Source organism: Leucobacter sp. wl10 (genome assembly GCF_003569785.1).
Classification (GTDB): Bacteria; Actinomycetota; Actinomycetes; order Actinomycetales; family Microbacteriaceae; genus Leucobacter.
The window spans coordinates 16,514-35,205 of the sequence record NZ_KZ983995.1 but is presented as its reverse complement, the minus strand read 5'-3'; the positions used below and the strand labels follow the sequence as shown (position 1 = coordinate 35,205).

Here is an 18,692-nt window from a genome sequence, read left to right as displayed (position 1 = left end):
CAGGAGCCCGCCTTGACCACTCACCCCGACCTCATCCTCACCGGCGGCCGCGTGTACACCGTGGACCCCTCGAACCCCTGGGCGGAGGCGGTGGCCGTCACCGCCGGCCGCATCGCCGCCGTCGGGGCCGCCGCCGAGGTGAGCGCGCTCGCCGGGCCCGACACCGAGGTGCGCGACCTCGAGGGCGCGTTCGTCATGCCCGGCCTCGCCGACGTGCACAACCACTTCTTCCTCGCCGGCAAGGAGGAGCTGTTCGAGCTGCGGGTGCCGATCGGCGCCCACCTCGACGGGATCATCGCGTCCGTCCGCGAGCACGCGGCCTCGCTGCCGGCCGACGCCTGGGTGGTCGGCGGCCCCTGGGCGAGCGACCGCCTCGGAGAGGTGAGCACCCGCGAGGCGCTCGCACAGCTAAATGAGGCCGCGGGCGGGCGCCCCGTCATGCTCTCCGACGACTCGCACCACAACCGCTGGGTCAGCAGCCGGGCCATGCAGATCGCCGGCGTCGAGGCCGGTCAGCCCGGCGTGGTGCTCGACGCCGAGGGCCGGGCCACGGGCGTGCTGCTGGAGTCCGCCGGCATCCCCGTGGCCCGGGCCCAGCAGGCCGCCGGGGGGCTCACCCCCGGGCAGGAGCGGAGCGCGGCGCGGCGCGGCGTCGAGATCCTGAACTCCTTCGGCGTGACGGCGTTCCAGGACGCCGGCGTCTCGATCCACATCATGGAGGCGCTGCGCTCGCTCGACGCCGCCGGCGAGCTCGACGCGTGGGTCGTCTCGTCGATGCTCGTCAACGACGACATCTTCGGCTTCTCCCGGGTCGGCGACGACCTCGTGTTCGACGGGGAGCGATACCGCACGGAGCGCCACCGCCCCGACTTCGTGAAGATCTTCCTCGACGGCGTGCCGCCGACCCGCACCGGCGCCTTCCTCGAGCCGTACCTGCCCGACGACGCGCACGGGCACGACCACCGCGGTGCGACGCTGCTGCCGCCCGATGAGCTCGCCGACTGGCTGCGCCGGGCGGCGAAGGCCGGCCTGGGCGCGAAGATCCACTGCACCGGAGACGCCTCCGTGCACGAGGTACTCGACGCCGTCGAGACGCTGCGCGCCGAGGGCTTCGCCGACACCCGGTACCACATCGCCCACGGGCAGTTCGTGCACCCCGACGACATCGAGCGCTTCGCGAAGCTCGGCGTCGCGGCCGACATCTGCCCCTTCATCTGGGTGCCGGGCCCGATCGTCGAGGCGATCCGCGAGGTGCTCCCGCGCGAGCGCGCCGACCGGATGCAGCCGAACCGCGCGCTGCTCGATGCCGGCGCCATCGTCGCGGGCGGGTCCGACTGGCCCGTGGCCGCGTCTCCGAACGCCTGGGAGGGGATCCACGGCCTCGTCACGCGCGAGGATCCGCACGGGCAGTACCCGGGAGCGCTCTGGCCCGAGCAGGCGATCACGCTCGCCGAGGCGATCGAGGCGTTCACCATCGGCGCCGTCACCGCGATGGGGCTCGCCTCGGAGACCGGTTCGCTCGAGGTCGGCAAGTCGGCCGACCTCGTGCTGCTGGATCGCGATCCGTTCGAGCACCCGGCGAACCAGCTGGTGCGCACCACGGTCGCGGAGACCTGGTTCGCGGGCCGCCGGGTCTACGCGCGCGACTGACCGGCCCCTCGCGGCCCCGACCGAAGGAGAAACGCATGCACCAGCTCACCGTGCTCTACCCGGAGCCGACCGATCGGGCCGCGTTCAGGGAGCACTACCTGAGCACGCACCTGCCCCTCTGCGCCAAACTGCCGGGCGTGCAGGGGATCGCCTACGCGCTCGACATCTGCGAGCCGGGCGAGGGGCCGTACTTCGGCGTGTTCCAGGCGACCTTCGCCGACGAGGCCGCCCTCGGCGCCGCACTCGCCTCGCCCGAGGGGCTGACCGTGCAGGCCGACGTGCCGAACTACGCGACGGGCGGAGCGACGGTCCTCCCGTTCGCGGTGGAGTCCTTCCCCGTCGGGTGAGGCCCGCCGTTCGGAGACCGTATCGATACGGTCCGGGATATTCACCATTCCGCGGGATCGGCGTACCGTTGCACCCATGACCGCGGTTGTGCGAACGAACGGGCTCACCAAGCGCTTCGGCCGGGTCCGGGCCCTCGACGGGCTCGACCTGCGCGTCGAGGCGGGCCAGATCCACGGCTTCCTCGGTCCCAACGGCGCGGGGAAGACCACCGCCATCCGGATCCTGCTGGGCCTCGCGCGGAAGACGGGGGGCGAGGCCGCCGTCTTCGAAGAAGACCCGTGGCGCGACGCCGTACGGATCCACCGGCGCATCGCCTACGTCCCCGGCGACGTGAGCGTGTGGCCGAACCTCTCCGGCGGGGAGGCGATCGACCTGCTGGCCCGGCTGCGCGGCGCGCGGCGGGGGGACGCCGCATACGCGTCCGAGAAGGAGCGCCTCGCCTCGGTTTTCCGGTTCGATCCGCGCAAGAAGGGGCGCAGCTACTCGAAGGGCAACCGCCAGAAGATCGCGCTGATCGCGGCGCTCGCCGTCCCGGCGGAGCTCTACGTCCTCGACGAGCCGACGAGCGGCCTCGACCCGCTCATGGAGGTCGTCTTCCGCGACGAGATCCACCGGCTCCGCGCGGCTGGGGCGACGGTCCTGCTGTCGAGTCACATCCTCTCCGAGGTCGAGCTGCTGTGCGACCGCGTGAGCATCATCCGGGCGGGCAGGATCGCCGAGTCGGGAACGCTCGCCGAGCTGCGGCACCTCACCCGTACCGAGGTGTCCTTCGAGGCGACGGACCCCGCGGCTGTCGCCGGCCTCCCGGGCGCGCACGACGCGGCGGTCGCGGACGGCCGCGCCCGCTTCACCGTCGACAGCGATGCCCTCGGGCCCCTGCTCCCGGAGCTCGCCGCGAGGGGCGTCGCGGGCCTGCGGATCCGGCCGCCGTCGCTCGAGGAGCTGTTCCTGCGGCACTACGGCGACGACCTGGCCGATCCGAAGCTGGCGGGGGCGACCCGTGGGGCGACGGCCCCGGGCGGAGGCTCGGCGCGATGATCGCCCTGCTGCGCCTGCGGCTGCGGAGGGACCGGCTGCAACTGCCGCTCTGGATCCTCGGCGCGGTCGCGCTGGCCATGGCCGCGGTGAACGGCGTCGACCAGACCTACGGCACCGAGTCCGACCGGGTGGAGATCCTCGCCGCCGTCGTCGCCAACCCCGTCATCATGCTGTTCAGGGGGCTCCCATCGGGTGCCGACCGCGGCGCCTTCACGATGTTCCTGATCCTCCCCTTCCTCGCGATGATGGCGGCCTTCATGAGCAGCTTCCTCGCGGTGCGGCACACGCGCGCGGAGGAGGAGGCGGGTCGCGCCGAGCTCGTCGGCGCGGCCCCCGTCGGGCGGATCGCACCGCTCGCGGCCACGATCGCGCACGGTGCGCTCGCCAACCTCGTGCTCTCGGCCCTCGTCGCGGCGGTGTTCCTCGCGGCCGGACTCGACGCCACCGGCTGCCTCGTCGCCGCCGCGGCCACGGGGGCGGTCGGGCTCGCGTTCCTGTCCGTCGGCCTCACCGCAGGGCAGCTCATGCGCACCTCCCGGGGCGCGAACGCCCTCGCCGTGTGGTGCATCGTGATCGCCTTCGCGCTCAGCGGGGTCGGCAACGCGCTGGGCGCGCCGAGCGACGACCTGCGGAGCGTGGAGAGCGCCTGGCCCGCCTGGCTCTCGCCGTTCGGCTGGGCGGAGAACGCCCGGCCGTTCGCCGCGGACGATCCGCGGCCGATCCTGCTCGGCCTCGGGCTCGCCGCGCTGCTCTCGGTGGCCGCGTCGCTGCTGCGGTCGGTGCGCGACGTGGGCGGCGGCCTCATCGGGGAGCGCCCCGGACGGGAGGCCGCTCCCGCCGCCCTGTCCTCCCCGCTCGGGCTGGCCTGGCGGCTCTCGCGGGGTTCGCTGATCGGCTGGTGCGCGGGCGGCGTGCTCACCGGACTGCTCGCGACGAGCCTCGCCTCGGTCATCGACGCGATCGGCGCGGAGGTGCCCGCGGTCGAGCAGCTCACGGCCGCACTCTCGGACGGCGGCGAACTCGCCCAGGGCATGGTCGTGATCTTCTTCATCGTCGTCGGCGTGCTCGCCTCGTGCGCCGCGGTGCAGACGGTGTGCCGCGCCCGCCAGGAGGAGGTGCGCGGCACCGCCGAGCTCGTGCTCGCCGCGCCCGTCGACCGGGTGCGGTGGCTCGCGGCCACCCTCGCCATCGCCCTCGCCGCGATCCTGCTGGTGACGGCCGCCGGTGTGCTCGGTTCGGTGATCGGCGCGGTTGCGGGCGGGGACGAGTGGTCCCTGGCGCGGGACGCGCTGGTGAGCGGCGGCGGACAGGCGGTCGCGGCGGCCGTCTTCCTGGCGCTCACGGCGCTCGTGTTCGTCGTGCTGCCGCGCGCCACGATTCCCCTCGGGTGGACCCTGGTGCTGCTGGGGCTGCTGCTGGGACTGTTCGGAGCCCTGTTCGGGCTCCCCGACTGGATCGTGCGCCTCTCGCCGGTCGCGGATGTCCCGACGGTCAGCGGCGGCGGCATCGATGTCCGGGGGCTGTGGTGGCTCCTGCTCGTCGCGGCGGCCGGATCGGCGGCCTCGCTCGCGCTCATGCGGAGGAGGGAGCTCGAGGGCGACGGGTAGGGCGGCGGCCGAGTCGGGCCCGGATCGCCCGGGCCCGCTCGATCCGGCTCGGGGCGGCTCGGGGCGGCTCGGCGCGGAGGGCGGCCCGATCAGTCGGCGAGCTGCGCGACGGCGCCGCCGATGTCGCGGAGCACCGTGCGGTCGTGCCGCGAGCGAGCGCCCGGCACGTACCGCAGGCGCTCGATGGATCCTCCCGCGAAGCGGAACGAGCGACGCCGCTCGTGCAGGTCCCAGTCGACGGGGCCGCCGTAGTCGTACCCGACGCTGATTCCGGTGAACGGCGCCATGCCGAGCAGCATCGGCACGGCGGCGATCTCGGCCGAGAGCGCGCCGTCGACCTCGAGCCGCAGCCGCCACCGCAGGCCCTCGAGCTCGTCGACGCGCAGCACGAGCTCGCGGGCGCCCGGCTGCAGCGCGCCGCCCCGCGCCCGGTGCATCTCGCCGTAGGCGTTGTAGGAGAGCAGCGGCGCGCCGTCCTCGATGGCCAGCAGGTAGCCGCCGCCCTGGTCGCCGTGGGCGACGACCACCCCCTCCCCGCGCTCGCCGAGCGCCAGCGACGCCTCGACGACGAACGACTTCAGCGCCGTCAGCTGCGCCGCGCGGAAGCGCTCGAGCGGCGGCCGGAACGGTATGAGCGACACGGGCGCGGCGAGGGCGGCCTCCGTCTCAGGGCGGTTCGCGTGCAGCGTGCCGTCGTCATCGAGCGGGAACACGGCGTTGCTCCAGGCCTCCTCGCGCCAGCGCTCGGCGAGCGCGGAGAGGCGATCGGGTTCGGCCGCCGCGAGATCCCGGGTCTCCGTCGGGTCCTCGGAGAGGCGGTACAGCTCCCAGGAGCCGCCGGCCGCGCCCTCCCCGCGCGTCGGCGGCGTGGGCGACACCGCTTTCCACTCCCCCTCGACCATGGCGCGGCGCCCCAGGCACTCGAAGTACTGCGCCTCGCGCACCTCGGCGTCGGGGTCTCCCAGCACCGGGGCCATGCTCCGCCCGTCGGCCTCCTGCGCGGGCCGCCCCCTCAGCTCGGCGAGCCGGGGCACGCCCGCGAGTTCGAGGATGGTGGGCGCCAGGTCGGACACGAACACGAACTGCTCGCGCAGGCCGCGCGAGCTCGTTGGGGCGGCGGGCCACGCCACGATGAGCGGCGCGTGCACGCCGCCCTCGTAGGTGGACGACTTGAACGAGCGGAACGGCGTGTTCGAGACGCGGGCCCACCCGGTGGGGTACTGGGAGAAGAGCGTCGGGCCGCCGATGTCCTCGAGGTCGCGGGGCACGTCCCTCACCCACCCCTCGGGCACCGGAGCCGAGTGCCCGAACTGCGCGAAGTAGCTGCGCGTGCCGCCGGGGCCGCCCTCAGCCGTGCCTCCGTTGTCGCTGGCCAGCACGATGATCGTGTTCTCGAGCTCGCCGAGCTGCTCGAGACGGGCGACGAGGCGGCCGACGCTCTGGTCGACCTCGTCGACCGCCGCCGCGTACACCTCCATGTGGCGCGCGAAGAGCGCGCGATCCTCGTCGCTCAGCGAGTCCCAGATCGGGATCCGGTGTCCGTCCGCGATCGCGTCGTGCGGCAGCTCCGCGTGCTGCGGCACGATCCCGAGCTCCCGCTGCCGCGCGAAGCGCGCCTCGCGCAGCGCGTTCCAGCCGGCCTCGTAGCGCCCGCGGTGCCGCTCGATGTCGACCGCCTTCGCCTGGATCGGGCCGTGCACCGAGGTGTGGGCGTAGTACAGGAAGAACGGCTTGGCGGCGTCGCTCGCGCGCAGCGCGTCGATCATGGCGAGCGCCTCGTCGGTGAGCTGGTCTGTGAGGAAGTAGCCGTCGGAAAACTCCTGCACGTCGACGACCGAGTTGTCGCGCACGAGCCGGTGGGGGTGGTGCAGCGAGGTGAACCCGTCCATGCTGCCGAAGTAGCGGTCGAAGCCGCGCTGCAGAGGCCAGGAGGACCGGTCGGCCGCGTCGTGCAGCCTCGACTCGAGCGTCAGGTGCCACTTGCCCACGGCGAACGTGGCGTAGCCGCCCGCGCGCAGCGACTCGGCGAGCGTCGGCGCGTCGTCCGGCAGCTCGCAGGTGAAGCCGGGGTAGCCCGGGTCGGTGTGCGCCACGAAGCCGAACCCCGCGCGGTGCGGGTTGAGGCCCGTCATCAGCGCGGCGCGGGCCGGCGAGCACATGGGCGCCGTGCGGTAGTTGGTGAACACCCAGCCGTCGCCCGCGAGCCGGTCGATGTGCGGCGTCGGGATCTCGCTGCCGAAGGGGCCGAGGTCGCTGAACCCGAGATCGTCGACCAGCATCACGATGACATTCGGCGCCCCGTCGGGGGCGGTGGGCCGCTGCCGCCACCAGGGCGTCGAGTCCGAGACGAACTCGGAGACCCGCCCCCCGAAGCCCTCGTAGCCGCGCAGCCGCCTCTGCTCCGGCACGCTATCCGGCCTTCCGGATGAGCTCGAGGATGCGTGTGCGCAGCTCGGCGAACCCGGGCAGCGCGCGCGTGGTGATCTGGTCTCGGAGCCCTCCGAGGTCGATGTCGAGGATCTCGGTGACGCGCGCCGGGCGCTCGCCGAGCACCACGACCCGGTCGGAGAGGTAGACGGCCTCGTCGATGTCGTGGGTGACGACCACGATGGTCATGCCGAACTCCTCGCGGATCTTGAGGCAGAGGTCCTCGAGCTCGAAGCGGGTCTGCGCGTCGACCGACGCGAAGGGCTCGTCCATGACGAGCACTTCCGGGCGGTAGGCGATGGCGCGGGCGATCGCCACGCGCTGCTGCATGCCGCCCGAGAGCTGCCACGGATACTTCGCCTCCGCGCCCGCCAGGCCGACCGCCGTCAGGGCCGAGCGGATCCGCTCCTCCCGCTCGGCGGAGGGCAGGCGCAGGTGCCCCAGCGGCAGCCGCACGTTCTTCTCCACCGTCAACCACGGCATGAGCGAGCGCGTGTACTCCTGGAACACGAGCGCCATCTCCTCCGGCGGCCCGTCGATCGGCTTGCCGTCGATGCGGGCCGTTCCCGACGTGATCGACTGCAGGCCCGTGAGGCACTTCAGCAGCGTCGTCTTGCCGATGCCCGAGGGACCGACGATGCAGACGATCTCGGCCGCGTGCACCTCGAAGGTGAGGTCGGCGATGACGGGCACCGCGCCCTTCTTCGTGTCGTAGGTCTTCGCGAGCCCCTGCACGCTCAGGCGCGCCGGAGCCTCGGTCGTCGTGGCGGTCATAGGTTCTTCTCCTGCTGTCGGATGGCGATGTACCAGCGCAGTACGCGGCGCCGGAAGAGGGAGAGCAGGGCGGTCGCGGCGTAGCCGATGACGCCCAGCACGAGGATGCCGACCCACATGTCGGCGATCATGAACGACTGCTGCGCGAGCAGAACGCGCGCGCCGAGGCCGTTCGAGGATCCGAGCATCTCGCTCGCGACCATCACGACGAACGCCGTGATCAGGCTCACCTGCATCCCGGAGAGGATGCGCGGACTCGCCTCGGGCAGCGCGACCGAGAAGATGCGGTCCCATCGGCCCAAACGGTAGATGCGGCCGACGGCGCGGCGATCCGGATCGGTGGCGCGGATGCCGTCGATCGTCGAGATCAACACGGGGAACAGCGCCGACAGCGTGATCGACAGGATGCGGGTCTCGTTGCCGAAGCCGATCAGCGACACGAAGATCGGCACGAGCGCCACCGGCGGAATGGCCCTGAAGAAGTGGATCGTGGGCTCCACGAGGGCCGACAGCCACCGCACCGTGCCCAGCGCGATGCCGAGCACCACGCCGCTCGCGCAGGCGAGCACGAACGAGAGCAGCAGATTGCCCACCGAGGATCCCACGTCGCCCCAGAACATCGGTGTGCCCGCGAGCGCGGCCGTGCGCTCGAGGATCATCTGCAGTGGCGGGAAGAAGGTGTTCGTCGAACCGGCCGAGGCGAACCACCACACCGCCAGGAGCAGGATCGGCACCAGGATCTCGGCGCCGATCAGCACCCACCTGGGCAGGGCGCTGCGCCGCTGGCGGCGGGCCTCCCTCGTGCGGATGAGCACGGTCGAGGTCGCGGTCATCACGCCACCTGCTTCCGGTACTGGGGGTGCCAGTGCAGCAGGCGTCGCTCGCCCCACTGGCTCAGCCCCTGCACGATCAGGCCGAGGATGCCGAGGACCAGCACGTACGCGAACAGCTGATCCTGGTTGCCCGCGATCTGCGTGAGCACGAGGCTCTGGCCGAGGCCGGGAGCGCCGCCGACGAGGCCCGCGACGACGGCGACGATCAGCGCCGTGGGCGCGGCCACCCGCACCGCGGTGCCGATGTAGGGCAGGGAGCTCGGCAGCACGATGCGCCCCATGATCTCGGCGGAGCCGAGGCCGTACGACCGTCCGGTGGCTTTCGCCACCGGATCCGTGTCGAAGACGCCGGCCGAGGCCTGCACCACGATCGACACGAAGCAGCCGACGACCACGAGGAACACCCCCATTCCGACGGTGGGGCCGAGCACCAGCATCACCACGGGCAGGATCACGATGGGCGGGATCGGCTTCAGGAACTCGAGGGGCACCCGCGTCGCGTGCATCGCCAGCGGCGACACCCCGATCCCGATCCCCAGCAGCACGCCGGCCACCGTCGCGATCGCGAGGCCCAGCAGCGCCATGTACACCGTGTCCCACGTCGCGAGCCACATCTCGGACGTCGCCACCAGGCGGAACAGCGCGCCGAAGGCCTCGTCGGCGGTGGGCAGCGGCGACTCGGCGAGCGGCCCCGTCGTGGCGGCGAGCTGCCACAGGCCGATCGCCGCCACGACGCCCAGCGCGCCGATGCCGGAGTCGAGCAGTCGGGATTCTCGCATGGTCAGCCCGTGTAGATCACGCCGGCGAGATCGACCGGCTGGGCGAGGAAGCCGAGGTTCACCATCTTCTCGTTGGGGCGCTGGAGGTCCTGCGGCTTCACCTCGGTCGGCCACACCGGCACCTTCACGTCGGCGATGGCGAGACTCGATTCGGTGTAGTCGAGACCGGCCTGGATCGCCTTCTCGGGGTTCGCGGTCGCGTACTCGTTGGACTTGACGATCGCGCGCTGGAAGGCCGCGATGGCGTCGGCCTTGCTCTCGATGGTGGAGGAGCCGGCGGTCCAGAGCCCGGTCGCCCCGGTCTCGAAGAAGCCGACCGACGGGGCGGAGATCTGCGTCGCGCCCGCGGTCTCCGCCTCGGTGGTGAAGGGGCTGACGAGTCCCGCGGCGTCGACGTTGCCGGATTTGAGCGCTTCGACGGCCGAGGTGAAGTCGAGCACCACCCAGTTGACCCCGCTCTTCGGATCGATCCCGGCCCTGTCGAGTTCGCCCGCGATCACGACCTCCAGCTGCGCGTTGCGCGCCGGGACCGCGATCGTCTTGCCGTCGAGGTCCTCGACCGACGCGATCCCGCTGCCGACCGCCGCGAACAGCCCGGTGTCGTCGATGGCCGCGGCGTCCTTCTCGGATGCCGCGGGCTCGTCGGGGTAGCCGTCCGCCGCCCCGATCACCCGGAGCGGCACGCCCTGGCTCAGCGCGTTCAGCAGGGGAATGCTCGGCGAGTAGGCGACGTCGACCTGTCCGCTCTGGGCCGCCGCGAGGCCGGCGGGCGGATTCGCGACGATCGAGGTATCGATCTGCAGGCCCTCCTCCTCGAAGAAGCCCTGCTCGATGCCGGTGAGCAGGCTGCCGTCGGAGGTGAGGCCGATGGTCGCCACCTTCAGCGTGGTGAGGCCGCCGCCCGCACCCGACCCGGCTCCGGCGTCGCCGGACGAGCCGGAGGGGCCCGAGGAGCCGGAGGAGCAACCGGCGAGCGCGAGGGCGGCCGCGGCCGCGACCGCGAGCGCCGCGGCGAGACGGTTGGTTTTCTGCATGGACGACTCCTTCGTCGGCTGGTGACGGCCCCTCGCGGGATCCGCCGATTCGTTTAATCACCAATCGGTGACTAAAGGATAATCTCCGATCGTCCTCTTTCAGTAACGACGAGGTAACGATTCGTCACCATTTGGTGACGAAAAGTGCCGAGTGTCTCCCGCGCACCGGATCTCTCCGGCCGGGGAACCCTATGATCGAGAAAGAGACGGGCGGAAAGGAGACCGCATGCCCAAGATCGTGGATCACGATGAGCGCCGCGCGCACATCGTCGCGGCCGTCACCAAGATCATCATCCGCGACGGATTCGACCGGGTCACCATGCGCGAGATCGCCGCCGAGGCGGGCTACGCGCACGGGGCGATCGCGCGCTACTTCCCCGACAAGAAGAGCCTCTTGACCGCCGCGTTCCTCGAGGTCTTCCAGGGCTCCCACGACCGCACGCTGGAGCGCACCGAGGGGGTGCGCGGCCTCGAAGCGCTCCGGCAGATGTTCCTGGAGCTGCTCCCCTTCGAGGAGGACGGGCCGCAGCGCTCGCGCGTGGTGCTCTCGTTCTGGGATCGGGCGGCGCAGGATCCCGAGCTGTGGCAGATCCACCACGAGAACATCCTCAGCCGACGCGAGCTGATCCGCCGCTTCCTCTCCGAAGCCCGCGAGGACGGCGACCTCGACCCCGGCCTCGACATCGATGACGCCGTCAACCGCGTCTCGGCGCACAACGCGGGCTGGCAGATGATGGCCGTCCTCGTACCCGAGGCCGCCGCCGACCCGAGCCTGCGCTCGAGCATCGACTCCATCCTCGCGGCGCTGCGGGGCTGCGACGAGAGGAGGCCCGCCCGTGCGAGCTCCGCAGCCTGACCCCGGGTGCTGCGGCCCGAGTCGCGCCGCGCCGCGATCCGGCGCTCCGCCGCGCCTCTCGGCGCCGTCGACGCCCTCCGGCGGGCACGGGACCGGTCGGCACGGGACCGGTCGGCACGATGTCGAGCAGTGCGTCGTCCCCGGCGGGGCCTTCGCGATGGGCGACTCCTCCGGCGACGGCCTGGCCGCCGACGGCGAGCGCCCGGTGCACCGGGTGGCGCTCGACGCCTTCGAGATCGACGCGACACCCGTCACGAACGCCGGGTTCGCGCGCTTCATCGCGGCCACGGCATACACGACCGACGCCGAGCGCTTCGGCGCCTCGGCCGTGTTCCACCTGCTGGTGCGGGCGCCGACCGCCGATATCGCGGAGCCCGCGGCGGGCGCCCCCTGGTGGATCGGCGTTCGCGGCGCCGACTGGCGGCACCCCGGCGGGCGGGCCTCGTCGCTCGACGGGCTCGACGATCACCCGGTCGTGCACGTCAGCTGGCGCGACGCGGTCGCCTACTGCGGGTGGGCCGGCCGCCGACTGCCCACGGAGGCCGAGTGGGAGTGCGCGGCGCGCGGCGGACTGCACGCGGCGACCTACCCGTGGGGCGAGGGCCCGATCGACGGCAGCGACGGCGTCTGGCGCGCGAACGTGTGGCAGGGCGCATTCCCCGCCCACAACACGGCCGCGGACGGATGGGTCGGCACGGCGCCCGTGCGCTCGTTCGCGCCGGGCGGCTACGGGCTCTGGCAGGCCGTCGGCAACGTGTGGGAGTGGTGCGCCGACCGTTTCGACCCCGGCTACTACGCCGAATCGCCCGCCGAGAGCCCGGCCGGTCCCGAGCGGGGTCGGGAGCGCGTGCTGAGGGGCGGCAGCTACCTCTGCCACCCCTCGTACTGCAACCGGTACCGCAACTCGGCGCGGTCGCGCAACACTCCCGACTCGTCGATGGGCAACGCCGGCTTCCGCACGGTCGCGCTCGGCTGAGCCGGAGATGGCGGCGCGCAGACGGGACGACTCAGCGCTCGCCGCCCAGCACGAAGCGCGCTCCCAGCTCGCCGATGAGCACCGCCGGGGCGTTGGTGTTGCCGGTGGTGACGCGCGGCATCACCGACGCGTCGATCACCCGCAGCCCGTCGACCCCGTGCACCGCGAGCCGCGGCGAGACCACGGCCAGCTCGTCGACGCCCATCTTGCAGGTGCCCACCTGGTGGTGATAGGTCGCCAGAGTGCTGCGCACGTAGTCCACCAGGTCATCGCCGTCACCGACGCCCGGCCCGGGGTAGACCTCGGTGGCGCCCCAGCCGCCGTCCTCGGGCGCGGCGGCGAGCGCCGGCCGCCGGCCGATGCGGCGGCACTGCCGCACCGACGCCACGAGCGACGCCGCGTCGTCCTCGTGCTCGAGCGCGTGCGGGTCGAGCAGCAGCGGGTCCTCGGGATCGGGACCCGACAGCCTCATCTCGCCGCGCGACCGCGGCGAGATGAGGCCCGCCATGAGCGAGAAGCCGTTGTCCCCCCTGGGTTCGAGGAAGTCGCCGTACATCGGCACCGAGAACATGATCGGCTGCGTGTCGGGGCGGTCGAGCTCGTCACGGCTCTTCCAGAACAGGTGGGACTGCGTGACCGACACGCCCTCCCGCGGCGGGTCGACGGGCTTCGCGGTGTCGAAGATCACCGGGGCCAGGTAGTGGTCGTGCAGGTTCTTGCCGACGCCGGGCAGGTCGACGCGGGGCTCGATCCCCGCCTCGCGCAGCTCGTCGGCAGGGCCGATCCCGCTGCGCAGCAGCACCCGCGGCGAGTCGATCGCGCCCGCCGCGAGAACCACCTCGTCGGCGAACAGCTCGCGCACCTCGCCGCCCTGCGCGAAGCGCACGCCCACGACGCGCGGCCGCTCCCCCTCGGCCGCGGCGGCGAAGACGAGCTCGTGCACGTGACACCCCACCTCGAGGGCGAGGCGATCCCGCACCGGCTTCACGTACGCCATGTACGTGTTGAGACGCTTGCCGTCGCGGATCGTCAACTGCTGCTGCGAGACCCCCTCGATCGAGGCGCCGTTGTAGTCGGGGTTGCGCGGCAGCCCCTCCTCGGCCGCGGCGGCGATGATGGACCCCTGGATCGGCGACAGCTCGTACTCCTCGGTGACGTCGAGCAGCCCGGTCGTGCCGTCCGACCCCGTGCCGTGCAGCTCGGGATCGCCCGCACCGCGGTAGTTCTCGATCGTCCGGTACACGGGGAGCACGTTCTCCCACTCCCAGCCGGGGTTGCCGAGCGACGCCCAGTCGTCGAAGTCCTCGGGCACGCCCCGCACCCAGATCATCGCGTTCAGCGAGTGCGAGCCGCCCAGCACCTTGCCGCGCGGCCAGTGCAGGCGGTGCCCGTTCGCGCCCTCCTGCGGCACCGTGGAGTAGTCCCAGTCGTCGGTGCTGTGCCACAGCTCGCCCATGCGGCTGAGGTCGTGGATCGCGGGGTTCGTGTCCTCTCCGCCCGCCTCGAGCAGCGTCACCGCCACGCCCGCGTCGGCGAGGCGGCGCGCGACCACCGAGCCGGCGGAGCCGGCGCCCACGACGATCACGCTCTTCGGCGCCGCGGCCGATCCGGACTGACCCGACATCAGAACTCCTCTCGCGCGCGGCCCCGTCGCCGCACGGTCCACTCCAGAATCCCACTCCGGTTGCGAGCCGGTCGAGACGCGCATTTCGGTCGTGCCCCCTGAGTCAAGGCGCGTGCACTGCGGCGCAACGGATGCCGCCCGGTCCGGATCCGGAACCCACGGAGGGTCTTTCGTCTACACTGGAGGAGAAAAGGTCCGCCGACCGCCGAAGGATGCCTCAATGCCGAAGATCATCGACCACGATCAGCGCCGCAGGGAGATCGTCGACGTCACCTGGCAACTCATCGTGGAGGGCGGCATCGAGGCCGCCACCATGCGCGAGATCGCCTCGCGGGCCGGCTTCGCCAACGGCGCCCTCAAGCACTACTTCTCCGGCAAGGACGCGATCATCGAGGGGGCCTACGAGCGCTCCCTGTCGCGCATCCAGGCCCGACTCGCCGCGCACGTCGAGGGCAAGCGCGGCATCGAGGCGCTCGAGATGTCGATGCGCTACACGCTGCCCACGAACGAGGACGCCACGGCCGCCCGCGTGCTGCTCTCCTTCTGGGAGCGCTGCGCCTTCAGCACCGAGATCGACCACGACTACGGCGAGCACCTCACCTCGTGGAAGGCCGGCTACCTCCAGTACCTGCGCGAGGGGCGCGAGGACGGCGACGTCCTCACCCGGACGCCCGACGAGCAGCTCGTCAGCGAGATCGTGCTCATGAACATCGGCGCGACCGTCACGCGCGTCGTGAGCCCCGAGCACCTCGACGGCTCGATCCTCGACGCGCAGGTCACCGACTTCATCCAGCGCCTGCGGCGCCCGGAGTAGCGGGACCGGCGCGGCGCGGTCGCGACGGCGCGGTCATGACGGTGGGCACGGCGCCGCTCTCCGGGGTCAGACCGCTGTCGCGACCAGCACGCGGGGGCTGCCGGGCAGCGCCACGAGGCGATCGATCTTCCAGCCGGTGTCGGCGAGCCACGCCTCGACCTGCTCGATCGGGTACACCACGGTTCCGTCGATGTTGAAGTACTCGCCGGCGTGCAGGGCGTCGATGGAGCGCTGAGCGCTGTCCCGATCGAGGAAGAAGTCGAGCAGCATGAGCGTCGCGCCGTCGGCCGCCGCGCCGCGCGAGGCGGTGAGGATGGCCCGGTTCTGGGCCTCGTCGAAGCGGTGCAGCACGTGGGTGAGCAGCACGAGGTCGTGATCGCCTCCGGGCTCGGCCTGCTCGGTCGCGCCCTCCTCGACGGTCACGCGGTCCGCGAGGCCGGCAGCGGCGGCGGCCTCCGCGATGCCCCCGGCCATGTCGGGCGCGTAGACGAAGCGGGTGCTCAGCTCCGGGTTCTGCCGCATCGCCGCGATCGAGAAGCCGGCTGCGAGGCCGCCGAAGTCGAGCCCGTTCCGGTAGGCCGAGAAGTCGAAGGCCTCGCCGAACTGCTCGGCGTGCAGCGCGTTGTAGGTCATGACCCCGTCGAGGAAGAACTCCCAGCCGGCCGCGTCGAGATCGAGGCTACCCGCCTCGTCGGTGTCGACCGTATCGCCGTAGCCGAGCCACTGCCTGTAGCTGATGTCGCCCAGGAACGCGATGAACGGGGTGAGGTCGATCTCGCCCCCGCCCGAGAGATACTTCTCGGCGTCGGCCTCGAGCGAGTAGGCGCCGTCGGCGCGGCCGAGCAGGCCGAGGGAGTTCATGGCGTCGGCGAGGGTGCGCACCTGGCGCTCGGCGTGCTGCGTGTCCGCCGCGAGCTCGCCGACGGTCTTCGGCCCGTCGGCGAGTGCCTTGAAGAGGCCGATGCGAGCCGCGGCGTCGAGCTGCTTGGCGCCCATGAAGCCGATGGCGATGTCGACGATGCGTTCGGGGGTTGCGGTCATGCGTGTCGTCCTTTGGTTCCGGGCCGCCCCGCGAGGCGAGACGACGGTGTCCGTGGTGTGCCTGCGGTAAACTCTACATTCGTAGACATAAAAGATCCAGCTCCGCTTCCGTTATTTTCTACTAGCATAGAAAAACAGCGCGCCGAGCCGCTTCCGCCCCCGTTCACCGTCGAAAGGCAGATCATGGCCCTTGCCGTCCACCACTTCCCCGCAGCCGACGGAGGCCGGCCCCCGGTCGTGCTGCTCCACGGCTTCGCCTCCAGCGCCGCGGAAGACTTCCTCTCCACGGGCTGGGCCGGGACCCTGGGGGCGGCGGGCCGTTCCGTCATCGCCGTCGACCTCCCCGGCCACGGCGACAGCCCGGCGGTGGCCTCGGCTGATCAGGCGACGACCTCCGCGGTCGTCGCGGCGATCCTCGACGCCGTCACGGGCGTGGCGGCGGAGGCCGACTTCGACACCATCGCCTACTCGCTGGGCGCGCGCCTCGCCTGGGAGCTGCCCGCAACGTCGCCGCGCGCGCGCCGGCTCGTGCTCGGCGGGCTCAGCCCCCTCGAGCCGTTCGCCGCCGTCGATCCCGCGGAGCTCGAGGCGGTGCTCGGCGGGGCCGAGCCCGTCACCCCGCTCGTCGCAATGATGGCCGGCATGATCTCGGCCCCGGGCCGCGACACCGCGTCCCTCGCGAAGCTGATCTCCGGCCTCGCATCCGAGCCCTTCGCACCTCGGGCGGCGGCCCCCGGCGTGCCCGCCCTCCTCGTCGCGGGCGCGGATGACCAGATGAACCAGGGCGTCGACGCACTCGCCGACGCACTCCCCCGGGGTTCGCTCGCGCGCGTGCCGGGCGACCACCGCGGCGCGCTCGACAGCCAGGAGTTCCGCGAGGCGGCGATCCGGTTCCTGGCGTAGCCGCCGGATCGGCGGTTCACCCCGGCGCAGAAGCTCGCGCCGGCGGAGCGCGACGGCGGCTGCGCATTCTGCGGCGCGCCGGCCGCGCGCTACGATATCGCGGTTTAACGCCGCGCCGGGCCGACTCCGAGCCCGCTACGACGCCTCGGGCGGAGCCCAGACACCGTCGGCGCGCACCTCGCGGTCGAGCCACAGATCGGCGGTCGCCTCGCGGAGGCGCTCGGCGCCGACCCGATCGAGCAGGGCGACCGCGCCGAGGTTGTCGTCGAACTGGCGCACGCTCGAGGCGCCGAAGAGCACGTTCGCGGTAGCCGGGTTCGCCAGGCAGAACGCGATGCCGAGCTGTGCCGGCGTCGCGTCGAACGAGGCCGCGATCCCGGCCACGCGCGGGTACGCGGCGACGATGCGCTCGCGGATGCCCCCGACGTCGGCGCCGATCTTGCGGGCGGGGCTGAGCTTGCCCACGAGGATCCCGCCCTCGAACGCGTCGGAGGCCTGCAGCGCGAGGGCGCCCTCGGCGAACCAGCGCCCGTAGAACTCCCCCTCCGCCACGCTGCGGCGCACGAGCCCGTACTTGAGCTGCGCGAAGCTCGGCGGCGTGAGCCCCTCGGCCGCGGCCGTGTCGAGCGCCAGCTGCAGCGCGGCGGCGGGCCAGTTGTTGACGCCCCAGCTCGAGAAGCTGCCGCGGTCGATCTCGGCCTGCACGTCGCGCACCACCCGGGCGATGTCGATGCCGCCCATGAAGTCGCCGACGACGACGGTGTCGAACGCACCGACGTCCGCCCCGCCCCGCCCGATGCGCTCGAGCGACTCGTCCATCTGGCCGGCGAATCCGGTCCGGGGGTACTCCCACAGCCAGAGCTTGCCGCAGAGCCGGTAATCGGAGCGCGCGAGGCCCGCCTCGCGGATCGCCTCGCCGAAGAGCAGGTCGGTGCGCGAGGCCTCGGCGTGGGGGCCCGTGTTGTAATAGGCCACGTCGAAGAACGCCGAGCCCACCTCGACGGCGCGCTCGATCAGCGCGAGACGATCCGGGGCCTCCATGCGATCCCAGATGTTCCAGGATCCGAGCGCGAACACGGGCACCTCCGGCCCACCGGGCCCGAGCCTCCGGGTGGGAACCCTGCCGCTGAACTCCACAGCGCCTCCTTGCGACACGCGAGCTTATTTTCCACGATCGTATAATATAAATCGCGATCAATCCACCGCGGATCCCCCAGGCGACGCGCCCACGACGAAGGAGTCACCGTGACCTCATCCCGCACCATCCTCATCACCGGCGGCGCCGGCGGCATCGGCCAGGGCATCGCCCGAGCGTTCCTCGAGGCCGGGGATCGCACGATCCTCGCCGACCGCGACGGCGAGGCCGCGAGCGCCGCGGCCGAGGCGCTGGGCGCGCAGGCGATCGCCCTCGACATCACCGACGCCGCAGCCGCCCGCGAAGCCCTCGCGCGACTGGCCGAGAGCGGCGGCGTCGACGTGCTCGTCAACAACGCCGGAATCCTCTCGGTGCACGGCGCCGTCACGGAACTCGAGGCCGACGCCTACCGCTCGATCCTCGAGGTCAACGTGATCGGCACCTTCACCATGATCCAGGTCTTCGCCAGGCACCGCATCGCCGCGGGAGGCGGGGGCGCGATCGTCAACATCTCCTCGATCGGCGGGCGCCAGCCCACCCCCGGCATGGGCGCCTACGAGTCGAGCAAGGCCGCGGTCGACTCCATGACGCGCTGGGCCGCGATCGAGCTGGCGGCTCACCGGATCCGCGTCAACGCCGTCGCCCCGGGGCCGGTGCTCACACCGATGCTCGAGGCGGGCATGCCCCGGGGATCGCGGGCCCGCGAGGCGTGGTCCAGTCGCATCCCCCTCGGAGAGCTCGCGCGGGTCGCCGACATCGCCCCCGCCGTGGTGTTCCTGGCGGGGGCCGGCGCGGCGCACATCACGGGAGTGAGCCTCGCGGTCGACGGCGGCCAGCTGCTCACCTGAGCCGG

Annotated in this window: 17 protein-coding genes; 9 read left to right on the top strand and 8 right to left on the bottom strand. The window is 72.5% G+C overall.

Annotation, left to right across the window (positions count from 1 at the left end; genetic code table 11):
* The first annotated feature begins 12 nt into the window (after positions 1-12).
* From D1J51_RS09760 to D1J51_RS09745, 4 genes are all read left to right on the top strand, one after another.
* Positions 13-1,650, top strand: coding sequence for an amidohydrolase (locus D1J51_RS09760; RefSeq protein WP_205547859.1), 1,638 nt, complete (start codon positions 13-15; stop codon positions 1,648-1,650).
* 35 nt (positions 1,651-1,685) lie between these two features.
* Positions 1,686-1,997, top strand: coding sequence for an EthD family reductase (locus D1J51_RS09755; protein WP_119075006.1), 312 nt, complete (start codon positions 1,686-1,688; stop codon positions 1,995-1,997).
* A 76-nt stretch (positions 1,998-2,073) separates the two neighbouring features.
* Positions 2,074-3,036 carry an ABC transporter ATP-binding protein gene (locus tag D1J51_RS09750; RefSeq protein WP_119075005.1) on the top strand — a complete coding sequence of 321 codons (963 nt, stop codon included), beginning with the start codon at positions 2,074-2,076 and terminating at the stop codon, positions 3,034-3,036.
* Positions 3,033-4,643 carry a polyketide antibiotic transporter gene (locus D1J51_RS09745; protein ID WP_119075004.1) on the top strand — a complete coding sequence of 537 codons (1,611 nt, stop codon included), beginning with the start codon at positions 3,033-3,035 and terminating at the stop codon, positions 4,641-4,643. The genes D1J51_RS09750 and D1J51_RS09745 overlap by 4 nt, the downstream gene beginning before the upstream one ends.
* A gap of 89 nt (positions 4,644-4,732) precedes the next feature.
* On the opposite strand, the gene D1J51_RS09740 is transcribed toward D1J51_RS09745, so the two are convergent.
* Genes D1J51_RS09740 through D1J51_RS09720 form a run of 5 tightly spaced genes read right to left on the bottom strand, consistent with a single transcriptional unit; the run spans position 4,733 to position 10,490 of the window.
* On the bottom strand, positions 4,733-7,051 hold the full coding sequence (locus D1J51_RS09740; RefSeq protein WP_119075003.1) for an arylsulfatase: 2,319 nt from the start codon (positions 7,049-7,051) through the stop codon (positions 4,733-4,735).
* Position 7,052: 1 nt separating this feature from the next.
* On the bottom strand, positions 7,053-7,844 hold the full coding sequence (locus D1J51_RS09735; protein ID WP_119075002.1) for an ABC transporter ATP-binding protein: 792 nt from the start codon (positions 7,842-7,844) through the stop codon (positions 7,053-7,055).
* Complete coding sequence (locus D1J51_RS09730; protein ID WP_119075001.1) at positions 7,841-8,677, bottom strand: ABC transporter permease; 837 nt, start codon at positions 8,675-8,677, stop codon at positions 7,841-7,843. The genes D1J51_RS09735 and D1J51_RS09730 overlap by 4 nt, the downstream gene beginning before the upstream one ends.
* Complete coding sequence (locus D1J51_RS09725) at positions 8,677-9,456, bottom strand: ABC transporter permease (protein ID WP_119075000.1); 780 nt, start codon at positions 9,454-9,456, stop codon at positions 8,677-8,679. The genes D1J51_RS09730 and D1J51_RS09725 overlap by 1 nt, the downstream gene beginning before the upstream one ends.
* Before the next feature lie 2 nt (positions 9,457-9,458).
* Entirely contained in the window at positions 9,459-10,490 is a 1,032-nt protein-coding gene (locus D1J51_RS09720; protein WP_119074999.1) for an ABC transporter substrate-binding protein, read from the bottom strand.
* Between the two features lie 226 nt (positions 10,491-10,716).
* Here D1J51_RS09720 and D1J51_RS09715 point away from each other — a divergent pair, with 226 nt between their 5' ends.
* On the top strand, positions 10,717-11,346 hold the full coding sequence (locus D1J51_RS09715) for a TetR/AcrR family transcriptional regulator (protein WP_119074998.1): 630 nt from the start codon (positions 10,717-10,719) through the stop codon (positions 11,344-11,346).
* The gene (locus D1J51_RS09710; RefSeq protein WP_119074997.1) at positions 11,327-12,322 is read left to right on the top strand and encodes a formylglycine-generating enzyme family protein; all 996 of its coding nucleotides are present in this window, start codon (positions 11,327-11,329) and stop codon (positions 12,320-12,322) included. The genes D1J51_RS09715 and D1J51_RS09710 overlap by 20 nt, the downstream gene beginning before the upstream one ends.
* A gap of 31 nt (positions 12,323-12,353) precedes the next feature.
* Here D1J51_RS09710 and D1J51_RS09705 read toward each other — a convergent pair whose 3' ends face one another.
* Positions 12,354-13,946 (bottom strand): GMC family oxidoreductase, encoded by a 1,593-nt coding sequence (locus D1J51_RS09705; protein WP_119074996.1) that lies wholly within the window; start codon positions 13,944-13,946, stop codon positions 12,354-12,356.
* Positions 13,947-14,166: 220 nt separating this feature from the next.
* Between D1J51_RS09705 and D1J51_RS09700 the strand changes: the two genes are divergently transcribed.
* The gene (locus tag D1J51_RS09700) at positions 14,167-14,760 is read left to right on the top strand and encodes a TetR/AcrR family transcriptional regulator (protein WP_119074995.1); all 594 of its coding nucleotides are present in this window, start codon (positions 14,167-14,169) and stop codon (positions 14,758-14,760) included.
* Between the two features lie 66 nt (positions 14,761-14,826).
* Here the strand turns inward: D1J51_RS09700 and D1J51_RS09695 are convergent, their stop codons facing one another.
* Positions 14,827-15,801 carry a methyltransferase gene (locus tag D1J51_RS09695; protein ID WP_119074994.1) on the bottom strand — a complete coding sequence of 325 codons (975 nt, stop codon included), beginning with the start codon at positions 15,799-15,801 and terminating at the stop codon, positions 14,827-14,829.
* Between the two features lie 183 nt (positions 15,802-15,984).
* Between D1J51_RS09695 and D1J51_RS09690 the strand changes: the two genes are divergently transcribed.
* Complete coding sequence (locus D1J51_RS09690) at positions 15,985-16,704, top strand: alpha/beta fold hydrolase (RefSeq protein WP_119074993.1); 720 nt, start codon at positions 15,985-15,987, stop codon at positions 16,702-16,704.
* Positions 16,705-16,839: 135 nt separating this feature from the next.
* Here D1J51_RS09690 and D1J51_RS09685 read toward each other — a convergent pair whose 3' ends face one another.
* On the bottom strand, positions 16,840-17,841 hold the full coding sequence (locus D1J51_RS09685) for an aldo/keto reductase (RefSeq protein WP_119074992.1): 1,002 nt from the start codon (positions 17,839-17,841) through the stop codon (positions 16,840-16,842).
* 108 nt (positions 17,842-17,949) lie between these two features.
* On the opposite strand from D1J51_RS09685, the gene D1J51_RS09680 reads away from it, so the two are divergent.
* Positions 17,950-18,687, top strand: coding sequence for an SDR family NAD(P)-dependent oxidoreductase (locus D1J51_RS09680; RefSeq protein ID WP_119074991.1), 738 nt, complete (start codon positions 17,950-17,952; stop codon positions 18,685-18,687).
* The last annotated feature ends 5 nt before the right edge of the window (positions 18,688-18,692 follow it).